At 44.3% G+C, this 13,902-nt stretch carries 14 protein-coding genes; 2 read left to right on the forward strand and 12 right to left on the reverse strand.

Annotated elements, in window-relative coordinates; all coding sequences use genetic code 11:
• Nucleotides 1–109 precede the first annotated feature (109 nt).
• On the reverse strand, nucleotides 110–1,417 hold the full coding sequence (locus PCC7418_RS08270) for a valine--pyruvate transaminase (RefSeq protein WP_015225719.1): 1,308 nt from the start codon (nucleotides 1,415–1,417) through the stop codon (nucleotides 110–112).
• A 153-nt stretch (nucleotides 1,418–1,570) separates the two neighbouring features.
• On the opposite strand from PCC7418_RS08270, the gene glmS reads away from it, so the two are divergent.
• Complete coding sequence (gene glmS, locus PCC7418_RS08275; RefSeq protein ID WP_015225720.1) at nucleotides 1,571–3,475, forward strand: glutamine--fructose-6-phosphate transaminase (isomerizing); 1,905 nt, start codon at nucleotides 1,571–1,573, stop codon at nucleotides 3,473–3,475.
• A gap of 68 nt (nucleotides 3,476–3,543) precedes the next feature.
• A complete protein-coding gene (locus PCC7418_RS19800) occupies nucleotides 3,544–3,867 on the forward strand; it encodes a type II toxin-antitoxin system RelE/ParE family toxin (RefSeq protein WP_015225721.1) in 324 nt (107 codons plus the stop codon).
• Here PCC7418_RS19800 and drmB read toward each other — a convergent pair.
• The 11 genes from drmB to PCC7418_RS08325 all read right to left on the reverse strand — a co-directional run bounded on the left by drmB (nucleotide 3,785) and on the right by PCC7418_RS08325 (nucleotide 13,870).
• Nucleotides 3,785–5,698: a DUF1998 domain-containing protein gene (gene drmB / locus PCC7418_RS08285; RefSeq protein WP_015225722.1), complete on the reverse strand. Its 1,914-nt coding sequence runs from the start codon at nucleotides 5,696–5,698 to the stop codon at nucleotides 3,785–3,787. The genes PCC7418_RS19800 and drmB overlap by 83 nt on opposite strands.
• Nucleotides 5,698–9,150 (reverse strand): DISARM system helicase DrmA, encoded by a 3,453-nt coding sequence (gene drmA, locus PCC7418_RS08290; protein WP_015225723.1) that lies wholly within the window; start codon nucleotides 9,148–9,150, stop codon nucleotides 5,698–5,700. The genes drmB and drmA overlap by 1 nt, the downstream gene beginning before the upstream one ends.
• A gap of 212 nt (nucleotides 9,151–9,362) precedes the next feature.
• Nucleotides 9,363–9,614 (reverse strand): type II toxin-antitoxin system BrnA family antitoxin, encoded by a 252-nt coding sequence (brnA, locus tag PCC7418_RS08295; RefSeq protein WP_015225724.1) that lies wholly within the window; start codon nucleotides 9,612–9,614, stop codon nucleotides 9,363–9,365.
• Nucleotides 9,615–9,634: 20 nt separating this feature from the next.
• Nucleotides 9,635–9,811, reverse strand: coding sequence for a hypothetical protein (locus PCC7418_RS20505; RefSeq protein WP_015225725.1), 177 nt, complete (start codon nucleotides 9,809–9,811; stop codon nucleotides 9,635–9,637).
• 151 nt (nucleotides 9,812–9,962) lie between these two features.
• Nucleotides 9,963–11,144, reverse strand: coding sequence for a type IIL restriction-modification enzyme MmeI (locus tag PCC7418_RS20745; protein ID WP_015225726.1), 1,182 nt, complete (start codon nucleotides 11,142–11,144; stop codon nucleotides 9,963–9,965).
• 173 nt (nucleotides 11,145–11,317) lie between these two features.
• On the reverse strand, nucleotides 11,318–11,572 hold the full coding sequence (locus PCC7418_RS08305) for a UPF0175 family protein (protein ID WP_015225727.1): 255 nt from the start codon (nucleotides 11,570–11,572) through the stop codon (nucleotides 11,318–11,320).
• Nucleotides 11,573–11,639: 67 nt separating this feature from the next.
• Nucleotides 11,640–11,933 carry a nucleotidyltransferase family protein gene (locus PCC7418_RS08310; RefSeq protein WP_216086689.1) on the reverse strand — a complete coding sequence of 98 codons (294 nt, stop codon included), beginning with the start codon at nucleotides 11,931–11,933 and terminating at the stop codon, nucleotides 11,640–11,642.
• A gap of 53 nt (nucleotides 11,934–11,986) precedes the next feature.
• Entirely contained in the window at nucleotides 11,987–12,121 is a 135-nt protein-coding gene (locus PCC7418_RS20900) for a type II toxin-antitoxin system HicA family toxin (RefSeq protein WP_235620775.1), read from the reverse strand.
• Between the two features lie 44 nt (nucleotides 12,122–12,165).
• Nucleotides 12,166–12,357 (reverse strand): type II toxin-antitoxin system HicB family antitoxin, encoded by a 192-nt coding sequence (locus PCC7418_RS08315; protein ID WP_015225729.1) that lies wholly within the window; start codon nucleotides 12,355–12,357, stop codon nucleotides 12,166–12,168.
• Between the two features lie 69 nt (nucleotides 12,358–12,426).
• Nucleotides 12,427–13,518, reverse strand: a complete 1,092-nt coding sequence (locus PCC7418_RS08320) for an Eco57I restriction-modification methylase domain-containing protein (RefSeq protein ID WP_171814897.1) — start codon at nucleotides 13,516–13,518, stop codon at nucleotides 12,427–12,429.
• Nucleotides 13,436–13,870: a hypothetical protein gene (locus PCC7418_RS08325; RefSeq protein ID WP_041596211.1), complete on the reverse strand. Its 435-nt coding sequence runs from the start codon at nucleotides 13,868–13,870 to the stop codon at nucleotides 13,436–13,438. The genes PCC7418_RS08320 and PCC7418_RS08325 overlap by 83 nt, the downstream gene beginning before the upstream one ends.
• Nucleotides 13,871–13,902: the final 32 nt, after the last annotated feature.

Here is a 13,902-nt window from a genome sequence, read left to right on the forward strand (position 1 = left end):
ACCACCAAAAATAACAAATTTCGTCTGATCAGTTACACCGATTAAGGTGGGCATTGCCCACCCTACCATTAATGAGGGATAATTAGGGGGATTAATAGCTGTCTGAGCATTACTTAGAAGCAACACCGACTGCTGATCCCTGATATATCTTCTCAACCACACTGGCTAAACGACGCATTCCTGTAGCAATTTCTTCATTGGTTGCGGTTAAACTAATGCGGATACACTGATGTTTATGGGTCCAGTCTTCTTTTAAGCCTGGGAAGAAGGTACTACCCGGAACTACAATTACATCGTGTTTTTTCAGTTCTTGATATAACTCCCAATCAGTAATGGGTAAATCTTTCAGCCATAACCAAGAGAAAATTGCTCCTTCTCCCCGATGGAGGAACCAAGGAATATCTTTTGGCATATTAGCATCAAGGGTTTCTTCAAGGACGGTGAATTTATTTTGATAGTGAGGACGAATCATATTTTCAGCAATATGTCCTAATTGTCCAGACGCGATCGCGCGAGCAGCAATGGCTTGTCCATAGCGAGGAGAATGAATACATAAATTCGTCTGGAATGATTCTAAAACTTGAATCAAGTCTGGATCACCAATGGCAACCCCAATCCGTTCCCCAGGGAGTCCCGCTTTTGATAAACTAAGACAGTGGAGTAAATTGCCTCCGAACTGCGGTTTCATGTCGGTAAAATTCAAGGCGGGATAGGGTGGGGCATAAGCAGCATCAAGAATAACTGGAACATTGTAAGGCGCAGCCAGTTCTGTAATTTTGGTTAATTCTTCTTCAGAAATAACGTTTCCCGTGGGATTACAGGGGCGAGACAGAATCACACAACCGCTTTCTTCATTGACAACCAATTGATTAAAGTCTGGGCGATATTTGAAACGATGCGCTGTTTCGTCAACATCAAGAGTCGGTTTATAGGCTAAGAGTGCTTCTTTAAATAAACTAACACCGCCATAGCCCGTGTATTCTGGACTTAAAGGGAGAACAATGCGCTTGAGATTGCCATCGCTGGTATAACCCCCAAAGGCATTGGCAGCATAAAAATAGAGGGCTTGTGACCCTGGTGTAATTAAAATATTGCGATCTGTTAAATTTAAGCCATAACGTTGATTAAAATCATTCGCAATCGCTTCAATAAGGGGATCATAACCCTGAGACGAGCCATAGCGACAGACCACCTCACCATATTCTGAACTTGCCATTAACTCTGCTGTACAGTCTCGCCACAGTTGTTCCACTTCGGGAATAATTACTGGGTTTCCTGCACTGAGATTAATAAATTCTCTTTCCCCTGCTTGTCGGAGCGTTTCAATAATATCTTTCATGATGGCACGCACTCCAGTGAGTTGAGACATTTGCGCCCCAAATTGAGAAAGGTTATACGCCATAGGTTGATTTGTCATCTAAACGATTTCTATACTGTATTCTGTTAACTTAATATCGACTATGCTAGCCTGCTCAGCTATGAGTTACCAGTGAGCACCCAATAATCTGGGAACAAGAGAGCGCGATCGCGAGTCAGGGATAGCTTAAGTCCGAACGATAGGTAAAGAATTATGTGTGGAATTGTCGGTTATATTGGCCCCCAAACCGCACCAGAGATTTTAATTTCTGGCTTAGAAAAACTCGAATATCGCGGATACGACTCTGCAGGAATTGCCACCATCTTTGAAGATGAGTTACGCTGCGTTCGGGCAAAAGGGAAACTCCACAATCTTCGTTCAAAAATTGAGCAAACCTTTGCGGGCGCTTCGCCACAAGAATTACAAATTGGTATTGGACACACGCGCTGGGCAACGCATGGTAAGCCAGAGGAATATAATGCCCATCCTCACTTGGATATGGCGAGACGGGTGGCGGTGGTGCAAAATGGCATCATTGAAAACTATCGGGAATTGCGGGAAGGCTTAAAGCAAAAAGGACATGAGTTTGTCTCTGATACGGATACAGAGGTCATTCCGCATCTGATTGCAGAATACTTAAAAACCACCCAAACGGCGGAGTCTCCGTTGTTAGCTGCGGTACAAGAGGCGGTTAAAGACTTAAAAGGGGCTTACGCGATCGCGGTAATCGGTGCGGATTATCCCGATGAACTGGTGATTGCCAGAGAACAAGCGCCTCTGGTCATTGGCTTTGGGCAAGGTGAATTTTTCTGTGCCTCGGATACACCTGCGTTAATTCCTTACACGCGGGCGGTTTTAGCTTTAGATAACGGTGAAGTTGCGAAGTTAACGCCTTTAGGGGTGGAAATTTATAATTCCCAGCGCGATCGCGTGAAAAAAGCTCCCCGTACCCTAGACTGGAATCCCATCGTCGTTGAAAAACAGGGTTTCCGTCACTTCATGCTCAAAGAAATCTACGAGCAACCGGGGGTTGTCCGCACTTGCTTAGAAACCTATCTCAGTAAAGACTGGCAACCTGGACAAAGCACAGATCATTCTCCCCTTGAACTTAATCTTACCTCGACTCTTACCGATAACTTAGAACAGATTCAAATTCTTGCTTGTGGCACCAGTTGGCACGCCAGTTTAGTTGGAAAATATCTCTTAGAACAACTCGTTGGCATTCCCACCACAGTCCAGTATGCCTCAGAATTTCGTTATGCTCCCATGCCGATCACAGCCAATACTCTCACCATTGGCGTAACTCAGTCTGGAGAAACCGCCGATACCCTTGCCGCTTTAGACTTAGAAAAACGTCGTCGCGAGACCCTAGAGAGCAAGTTTCAGCCCCGTTTATTAGGCATTACCAACCGTCCTGAAAGCACTTTAGGGCAAATGGTGGATCAAGTCATTGATACTCATGCAGGAATCGAAATTGGGGTTGCAGCCACCAAAACCTTTACCGCCCAACTCATTGGCTTTTATTGTTTAGCTCTCGACTTAGCCTATCGCCGTCAAACCTTATCTGAAGAGCGCATCAAAGAAATCTTAGATCACTTGTGCTATCTTCCCGCACAAATTGAACTCATTTTAGAAAGCCAAGAACGTTATATTGAAGAACTCGCTCACGACTTTTTAGAAACCCAAGACTTTATTTTTGTGGGACGTGGCATTAACTTTCCCATTGCCCTAGAAGGGGCATTAAAACTGAAAGAAATTAGTTACATTCATGCCGAAGGCTATCCCGCAGGGGAAATGAAACACGGCCCGATCGCGCTGTTAGATAGTAAAGTTCCTGTGGTCTCGATCGCGATGCCTGGCAGTGTCTATGAGAAAGTCTTATCCAATGCCCAAGAAGCAAAAGCAAGAGATGCGCGGTTAATCGGCGTTACTGTCATGAATGACACTGAAGCAGCAGAAACCTTTGATAACTTACTTCCAGTCCCCGAAGTAGAGGAATTAATTTCGCCGTTAGTAACAGTCATTCCCTTACAACTGCTTTCTTATCACATTGCAGCCCGACGCGGTTTAGATGTGGATCAACCTCGTAACCTTGCTAAATCTGTAACTGTCGAGTGATTAAAGTCAATTAAATCGATTTCAACGATCGCGCTACCCTTGCAAAGTGCCATTGTAATCTGCGACTTATGGAAGCTCAAGAAAAGACCATTCTCACTTATGTTAGAGCGAATGGAAGCATACCTTTTAATGAGTGGCTAAACTCCCTCAAAGATAGAAAAACTCGCGCCATCATTCGTGCAAGAATCAACCGTGTTCGATTAGGAAACTTGGGGGATTGTAAATCTGTCGGGGAGGGAGTAACTGAACTGAGAATAAGATTTGGCGCTGGTTATCGGGTTTATTTTGGGCAAGAAGGAGACACAATTATCATTTTGTTGTCAGGTGGTGATAAAAGCAGTCAAGATCAAGAAGAAAAAATGCGGTTTCCTGTCCCATTACTGTTTCTGTAACAAGAGCGCGATCAAGAAACTCATTGCGACGTTCGCAGGATGTTTCAGCAATCAATAAACAACCATGACAGGCGGCCCCATGTAAAAATCGCTCCTCTTGATGATTGTCAGGTTCATGTTGAGCGCATAGGGGATCGTTGGAACATAATCTTCCTTCCTCTAAAGCCTGAATTAAGTCATATTCAATCTCCTTCCCCACTTCAATGAGTCCTCCCAATGTTCCCTCAGAACCCGATGAACCCGTATAGAGGAGAATGCCATATCCGCCTTCCCCTGCATAGATGCGCTCTTTAATGGCACTGGCAGAATAACCACACTTTAGGGAAACGGTGGTGATTAACAAATGAGAGAGGGAATGGAGCATAATATAGGGCAATCCAGGAAACTCGGCTTTGTCTTCGGCAAGGTTACGACGCTTACACCAGGCTTTGAATCCTTTTCTTAACAGTTTTCCCCGTTCTTTCACGGCGCTTTGTTCCATCCATTCGTTAATCGCATTTTCACTAAAGGACAAAAAGATTCCTTCTCCACGCTGTTCAATGGCGGGAACCCACTTTGGTTCAAGATCAAGGGCCGCTCGTCCTACGGTCATTTCCAATTCCTCATCGGGCAATTCCCCCTGTATATCAGGGAGGGCTGGTTCAAAGCGGGTAAACCCAACTTGAGCAATCACTTCTCGTAAACGGGGAACAAGAATCACGCGATCGAGCTTTCCTGCTAGGGGAGAAGGTAAGGACTCTAAAGGACGAACATAGGCATAGAAATCGCTATCTGGTTCATCTTTTCCCACTGTCTCCGCAGATAAAAGGGTTTCGATTTCCGCTTGTTTAATGGTCTTCTTGGGCGGTTCGCCTCCTTGCTGTCGTCGTTGGACTTCCTGCCAAACTTCCTCATTGGTAAATCCTTCTAGAGCCTCTTTTACCTTGTACATTTTCCGCCGACAATAAGCGATATCTTCTTGGTCAGCCTCTCTCAAATACTCTTCATAAACTCGACTGACAGCATCTCGTAGAGCTTGATCGGATTCAGGTAAAGAAATGACGCTGAGAATCTGAGAGAAATAAGCATTGCTAGCAGAGCGCACCAATAACCGATTCCGTTCTGCTTTTTTGCTTTCAGGATGACGACACTGTTCTTGTGCATTCTCTCCTAGCCAAGGACGTTCGCCCTTACAATATCCCAGCGCAGCAAAATCAGGAATCGTGGCATCAGACAGAGGACGGCGTTTCTTACACTTAGAACAACGAACAAAGATATCGGCAAAATCGTTTCCTGTTCCGCCCTCATCTAACCAGAGTTGGGCGGGACAATTACTGCGACAGTCCTGATTAACAAATAAGTACCAGTCGATGTCGCTAATATGACCGTTGCGACAGGCTTGGACAAAGCGCACGGGAACCACAGAATGTTTTTTACGGTTTTCGTCTTCGTATTTCCCTTTGAGGAGACGCTTTTCAGGAATTAAGGGACGAGTTTGATAACGCTTGCCAGAACGAGAGAAGTAAGTTTCTTCAATTTGCGCGACAAACCATTTCGGAAAAATAAAAGCGCCAATTCCTGTTTTAGGTTGACTGGGATCAGTTTGAGACTGAGGGGGAGCATAGAGATCAATCTGATTGACTTCTAAAATTTCACTCACTCGCCGTGCTAAACGTTCTTCATCAATGGGATAATCCCGATAGCCAAACCATTGATTTAATCCCCCGATAATAATGGATTGATGGGGTAAATCCACCATTGCACCAGCGCCGTAAGAGGTCAGCAGTTGACTTTGGCGCAGTTCCCCATGAGGGCGAGTATTTTGCTGTTTTTTTCGAGAACGCTGTGGCATTAGCTTTGTTTCTCCTCTTCAATTTCTTGATTAGTACGTACCCAGATATTGACACTCGGTTCGACATCCCGTAAGCTACGCTGGGCGCGAAACTTCTTCTCGCGATCGCTGATTTGGTCAAGTTCTGGATCAAGAAAATCCCGTAATAAAGGGGGAGAACTGCTAATTTCTCGCTGATATTGTAATGTTCCTAAATCACCCGCTAAATAACTCCAAGCATCTAACAATTCCTTCACTTCTCCCTTTAACTGATGGCGTTCTTCTTCCGCTATCTCTGCGCTATCTTTTTGGGTTTCTGCTCGTTGGGCGATAATATCAGCAACAAAATCAACTTCACTGCGATGGGTTTCCATTGCTGCTGCACCATCAGGAGGAGTTAGCTTTGAGTGGAGGAGTCGCGCTATTGCCACGGTAACTCCTGCTAAACCCCGATCGCGCGCCCGTGAAGAAAATGGTGTAACACTGGTGGCTTCCACATCTCGATAAAATGATTCATGCCAACTGGCAAACCGTTCATAATGAGACCGATCGCGCGATCGATGAATATTTAACAACGTGACCACTAACCCAGGGCGTTCATCATCTCGTCCTACCCGACTGGTGGCTTGAATATACTCCGCAGCCGTTTTCGGTTGACCTAATACCACCATTAATCCTAAGCGGGTTACATCTAATCCCACCGAGATCATATTGGTGGCGAGGGTGACATCCACATGATTTTTATCGTGAAAGGAGAGAGACAAACGCCGTTTTGCTTCTGCTACCTGATTGGTTTGAACGCGAGAGGTTAATTCTAAGGGTTCATCGCCAATGGTGCGATTTGCAAAAGGAACATCGATTTCATTTTTCCGCTTCCGTCCGCTATAGTTTTTCAAACGTGCTTTCACTTCGTCTTCCACAATCCGCCGACTGCCTCCCAGTTCTCGCAGGGAATTAAAATAACCAAGGAGAGTCATGTAAGGATCGGCGGGATTATTGGGATTTTTTGCTCCACTATGCTTTTCCCATTGCTGTTGTGCTGCGGAAAGCAGAGCGAGATAAACTCGGAGTAAGATTACTTTCAGACTGCGACCTTGGGCAGCTACTCCCAAATAGAGACGGGCGTTTTTCTCGGTTTCGGGAACGGTTTGGGCAAAAAAGGAATCTTTACGACTTAGCCCTTGTGGGGGAAAGACATCAACCGTTTGTCGGGCGAATAAGTTCCGAATCTGCTGATCGGCACGGCGCACGGTTGCTGTAGAAGCAATGATTTTGGGTTTAATGACTGTTCCGTCTGGCTGTTTGCGGTTACATAGGGCTTCGATTGCGGTTTCATAGAGTCCCACCATTGTCCCCAAGGGTCCCGAAATAAGATGCAACTCATCTTGAACGATTAAATCGGGAGGGGGAAGAAATGTCTGTAAGGGTTTTCCTTGTCGGGAGGTATCCGCAGCGCCATAAAACCCCTCATCTGGATGGTAATGGGTAACACGCCCGAATAAAGCCCCCGTTTGTGCCACCCAAGGTAAGTTAGCGAATTTATCGACGGTTGCAATAACAAAACAAGGAAGGCGACGGTAGATGGACTCATCTACTGCGATGATGGGGAGAGGATTATCGCCATTAAAGACGCAGCGCGGTTGACGGTTGACACAGTTGATTCTGAGAGAAGTTGGTTTATCTGGATGGGGACGCAGGTGGAAAGAGTTGGCTTGAAATTTTTCTCCACACCAAGGGCATTCTTCTAAGGGAATCGGAGAAGGTTTATTGTTGCTGTCATTTTTAAACGCGATCGTCTTAGCGCGGGCAGTATCAGGGTTGTTATTTCCTTTTTCTCCCATACGGTTAGGAGTCGCACTCATTCCCACCCATAACCCGATCTCAAAGGGCCATTCTCCCAATTTTTCAGGATTATGCTGTCGTTCCAGTTCTAAAGCGCAAATCAGCGTTGCTGCCCGTCCTAACTGGTCTAAGGTTAACAGACGGAGGGTGTAGCGCATCAGAACGCTCATTCCTGCTGAGGTAATATTAGGATTTTCTAAGCGTCGTAAAACGAGGGTAAACGCTGCTAATCCGAGATAGGCTTCTGTTTTCCCGCCTCCTGTTGGGAAGAAGAGTAAATCGACCACTTCGCGTTCGCGCAGCGTCTCCGAAGGAGAATCGCTGTGGGTTGGGTCAACAATTCCTCGCAGATTGGTCAGAATAAAGGCAAGTTGGAAGGGTCGCCAGCGCGGAGGTTTGATGTCTTCATCGGGGTCTTTTTCGGTGTTGTGGGTGAGTCGTTGACGCAGCGATCGCGCGATCGCGCGGTTTGCCATCTGGAAGGCTGCCAAGGCGTTGGGATTCTCTAAAATGTCGATTCCCTCTTGAATCCGTCTGCGTGCAACTTTAGCTTTGTTCAATAACGCTTCTGCAATCTCCCGACGATCTGGAGTGTCTAAACCCTCAATCTGCTGCTGTTGTTGTTCAATCCACTCTTGATACACAGCAGGAAGACGATTTAACATTTCCCGAATGGCTGCTGCATCTTCCGCATTGGCTAAAGTTTCCATCCCCAGTTCTACTTCTGGGATATCCCTCGCAACGACTTTTTCAACGGCTGCGATGGGAAGCCAAGTGGTTTGGACACAGTGACAAGCGCCATTGTGGGTTATTGCTTTAACGGAAATATTGTGTCCCACTGCATATTCCCAAACATCTCGATATTGGAGGTCAGCAATGCGTAAATCAGGATCATCGCGCTGATGTCCACTGCGGTCAGCACGGGGAATCAATGGGGTTTTACTCTCAATGGTGAGGCGAGTTTGGAAGGTGTAACCCATATCCCGTTCTTCTGCTTTCAGGGGATTCCGTTTATTGACGAGAAAGAGGGAGACGGACTGAGTATTTGCAGGTAATCCTGTATTGGCGGTTATTGAACGCAGATAGACAACTATTTCTAAACCATTGCTATTGGGAACAGCGATCGTCTTTTTGGCTTCAATGTTGGCAAGATCAACAGTTACCGTTGCGTGTTTAGGAATGCGTCGCCAGTCATTGGGCGTTTGTAGTCTGCTTTCTTTTTCCTCTAATGTGAGTTCTTTTGTCTTTTCTTCTGGCGTTTCTTCGGTTTTGTAGGGATAATAGTCTCCCCAGTCAACATGAACCGTTAACGGTTGTGCGGAGGAAGGAAGCAAAAAACTTAGACCAATGGAAGAAGGAAAATAGGCTTTTCGCGCTGAAGCCGTTTCAGGTTTGGTATTGTCTTCGCCAGCAGAGTTATCGGTTACACTATCAAAGTCATCATTAGCCGTGTCATCGGAACGATTTTCTAAATCCGCTTCATAGGGAACGAGAAATCCTGTGAGATACCACTGGGAGGGAGTATGGTTAATGAGAATTTCTTGGCTTCTGGTTTCGTCATCAGGTTCGGGTCCGATGAGGTCAAGGTTTAAGCTGTTGATCAGATGTTCGCGGACTTCGGCGGAAGACATTATTGATGCTTTGCTACTTTATAAGTATTATAATGACCGCAGAGCCAATATTTATATTTTAAGCTAGCAAACTTCTCAAAATCTTTAACATTTTAAGAGTCATTAATATTGGGCGCGATCGCGAAACATGGAAAAATTCCAATCGCGAGATTTAATCCTCTTTTCAGAATATCGCTCATTATTATTTGATGATCGCGTCAACAGGGTAATAATTAAACTGGTTCATGGGTTAAGATTGATTTATTTTTCTGATCGAGTTGTTGCGCGATCCATGTTTTAATAACGGCTTGTCGATGAATCCCAAGACGTTGCGCTTCTTTATCCAATTCATCTACCATCCACTGTGGAAAATCAACATTAACTCGTTTCACTTCTAACCCTGGGTGCTTGAGAGTAGATAAATCAAAAAACTCCATCACATCTTCCCCAGAATCAAATTTTTTGTCTAATTCTTCAGGATTCATCTGACTTCATCTTCTACAATTTAGGAAGTTTTGTTGATTTGCTTAGGGCACTTGAGAGGTTGTGAAATCACTTTGCGATCGCTGCTACTCTGTTTTTGGCGTAAATCATCGCAAATGGCTTGTAGATCATAGTTAAACGCCTTAGCGTGTTCCTCTCGAATTCTGTAGAGTTCTTCTAAAATTTCATCTTTCCACATTTTTATTCTCCCATTAGTTCGTAAGGGGTACAAATCGTTGGCAGTTCATATCCAGCATCGAAGCCAATTTCAGTTAACTTCTTCTGAATTTGAGCATTGGCGATATGTTTACAGTTCCACGTTAGCAGATAGTCTAAACTGTAATAGGCTTTTAAGAATAGTCTAAATCAAGAGAATTGCTTGACTCTTGTTTTTTCTTTCTCCCACGAGACTTTGTAGTCTTTTTCCCTTTCTCTCCCCGTAGGACTTCTTCTTCGTGGCGCTGTTTGTTTAAGTCTAAAAGACGGGCGAGGATTTCGTCTTGAAACTCGTCATTCCAACGGTAGCGCCAAGGTTTTTTACGGTTGCTGGTGTCGTCGTCTTCTTCGTAGTCGAGGAGGAAGTCGCAGGTGGGGGTGAGATCATCCCATCCATAAGCGTTGAAAACCGCTTGATCTAGCTGATCATGGAGTTGACGCAGTTGGAGGATGTCGCTGTCGGTTTCGTCGGGGTTGTGGAAGCGGTTATAGGTGTCGGTTAATCCTTCGTTGTTGCGTTCCATGAGATTAGCGCGGAAGGTGTAGTAGGTTTCGCCAATTTGTTCGAGGGTGGGGTCGGTTTCCCAGTTTTTTGGGAAGGGGAAGGTTTGAAAGCAGTCTGAGGGTGTGTAGCGGAGATCATCTTTCATTGATGAACTGAAAAATCGCGCCCAATGTTTATGGATTCGGGATTGTAAAATGGCAAATTCGGAATAAGTTTCTAGGGGGAAAACTGCTAAAGCATGAGAAAAAACACAATTAGCTGGTAAAAAAGCAAATGCTAAATATTTTGTTGCACCGCAAGCTGAAACTAAAACTTGATCGCGCTGCGCGATCGCGTCGTATAAACTAAGTTGTTTTTCAGCATATTGCCACCATTTTTCTCGATACGGTTTACCTTTTAAGTTAATTCTTGATGGCTTAACTTTTTCCTCAATAATCGCCATTAACTCAGGATATTCTCTCGCCTCCTCCTCACTCATCTCACCAAAATTAATCACATAGCGATAATAAGCATGAGTGGGACTTTTATTCACCTCCTCACCGCCAATATAAGGAAAAATGCACTCTTGATTCTTCGGATTTTCCTCAATTAAGCGGTGCATTTCTGCAATGGGGGTTGCATTGGGGTTAGTATCATCAAAAGTAAACCCCATCCCTAAAACATAACTACCCTGAAAACTTTTCCCCTCATTGGCTAATAATTGATGGGGGTCATCATTTCCCCCTTTATCCACCAGAAACGCGGTAATTTGTTCAACGGGTTTTCCATCTAAGAGAATGGGAACATTGGGCGGTAATAATTCTTTGATCATCTTTCTTCTACCTCACGATAAGTGATACAAGCAAGAATATATTTTGTTTCTAATTACAGTTTATCCCCCCTAACCCCCCTTTGAAAGGTGTTACAGTTTATCCCCCCTAACCCCCCTTTGAAAGGGGGGAATAATGAGTTGGTATGTAGCGTCAATTATTCAAAATGGTATTATTAACTATTTTTGAAGTCAGACATTAGTTCAGCATCAGGGAGATCAATCATGGGGACACCATAATCAGCTAACTTAAGAAGAAAGGTAACGCGATCGACTCCAACTAACATTGCAGCCATTCCTGACGATAACCGTTTGAGTTCAAAAAGTTTCACCGCCATCGCCCATTTTGCTTCTGTTTCAAATTCTTCTGGGGTGTCTCCTAAAACATCAGGAAAGGTTTCTGGATATTGTACTGTAAATTCTAAGGACATAATATCAATTATTTTACATTGTTAGATAGTTTTGTATATCGTATCTAAAATTGAGGCAAGATTCCGATTATTTCGTTCCATAAACTAACTGATATGTCTTGAGAATTTCTTGGCGACGATGAGGATTAATTAATTCTTTCTTCTGCAAAATATCAACAGGATGCTTAAACAAATTTTCTAACTCTGCTTGTAAGTCCATTAAATCAAATAAACTCCAGCCATGTTTCTCTTGAAACACTACTAAAACATCAACATCGCTATCCTTGTCAAAATCTTCTCGTAAAACTGAACCAAACAAAGCCATTTCCTCAATTTTCCAGCGTTGACAAACTGCTTTGATGTCGTCTTCAGAAACATTCATTCTCTGTTTTAAAATTAATTGTAGGTCTGTTGCCAAAGGAGTCATAAGTTTACTCAGTTAGGTTCTGTCAAATCTTTAAGAATCTTTTTGGCGAGAATTTCATTAATTTCTCGGTGTCTAGGAATAGGTTGTGTTCTGCCAGTTTTTGGATTATGGTAAATGTCATGCTTGCTACCATGCCGAAGCAACTAGCATCCTTCCTTTTCAAGACGTTTGATTAGTTCTTTCCTTTTCAAGCGACCTCTAATTCTCCAATTTTTCTAATACCTGGAATAGATTCTGAAGAAAAGATATCATACAAATCTTTGAGATGTTCTTTCAAGTCTTCTAAGGAATCTCCTTGAGTCCAATGATCGGGATAGTCATTGAGATACCCAAGGAACTTTCCGTCTTTTTCTTGCCAGTATGTGAATTGAACTTTCATCTTTCAAATTCTATAAAATTACACTAAACCCCTGTTGATCAATTTTAATCATTTCATTGTAATCATCAGTTAACCTCCTTTCTTGGGCTTAAAGATATGCACTAAACTCACCACAACCGCAGCCATTCCTGGCCATTTATAGCGTCGTTTGGCGTTGTAAATTATTCCGCCATTGTTACAAATAAATCTTAACCCTGTGCTGCGCGTATCTCCTTGCGCGATGGTATTCGTTGCAATTAATCCCAATGCGCCTTCCTCTCTAATTAAGGTAAACCCTCGGCGGAAAAAATGGGCGACTAAATCAGAGTTACCGTGGGATTCGGGATGAACGATTTTTAACCAGTCGGGATAGCCTTCGGCATGAGCCGCGATCGTGGTATTCTTACCTGCAAAGGGAGGATTGCCAAGGATTGCATCAAACCCGCCATTAGCGCGATCAAAAACCTCTGGAAACTCAATCTCCCAGTTAAACACTTTAATTCCCGTCTCCCCTTCCCGCAACTGTTGCGAAATTGCTTTTACCTTGCTGGTATCACTTCTTAAAATTCCTTGATATTCGTCTTTTTTCTCCTGCTGCGCCGTTTTTGTCTTCTTCTCCGCATCAAAGAACGCAGCTACAGCCACATCCGCACTAAAACGCGCTTTTGCTAACTGAGTTTCCGCCATTTCCCACTGTTGACGCTTGCGGGTATCGTCTTCATCGGTGCGGGTATCGGAGGCTTGAATTTCTACGCGATAGTTCTTTACGTCCTCGATTTCCTGTAACATTTGCATGAGGGGTAAATCGGCGGTGGGGTCTTTAGCAAATTCTCCGATTTCGCTACGGGTTAAGCCAACAAGGGAGTCTCCGCACTTTAACGCATGATCTAGGAAGGTAAAGGGGCGATCGCGCGATAAGGTAAACAGCCAGAGGGAGAGTTTCGCCAAGTTCACCGCAAAGGGATTTTTATCCACCCCATAAATACATTGTTGCGCTACCATGCGTCTAGCGATGACAACAGGTTCTTCCGTATCAGGGGAAATTGCGTCGTTTCGTTCCCATGCTTCCACAAGGCGATCCGCAATTTGACGACAAGCCTCAACTAAAAACGCCCCGCTTCCCATTGCTAAATCGCATACTTTTAAGTTTAATAGTTGTTCTGGTGTCGGTTGACTTCCCAACTGTTGGAATATGGGCTTGAAATAAGTCAGCTTGAGTGGAAGTGACACAATTCCAGCGTAAGGTGTGAAGATATGCCGAAAAGTAACGGGGATTATCAAATCCCTGACGGGCAAGAACATCCCAAGACCCTGTTCCAATCACTTGCGCGTCGATTTCCCGTTCCCAGAAAACTTCCAGTTCCTCTCCTTGTGCATCGTCTTCGAGACAAACCAAGCGCACCGTTGTGTCCCCTTCTGGAATCGAAGGAGGTTCAACATTTTCGATTAGGTATTGGCGTGACCTGACTTGCGCGATGCTTCCTACGGAAACCTGAGAAGCCATCGCGCCTGTTGGGAGAGATTTCGCTGTCATTTTCTGATCACTATTTGTTTAAGGACTAAAGA

Source organism: Halothece sp. PCC 7418, assembly GCF_000317635.1.
Classification (GTDB): Bacteria; Cyanobacteriota; Cyanobacteriia; order Cyanobacteriales; family Rubidibacteraceae; genus Halothece.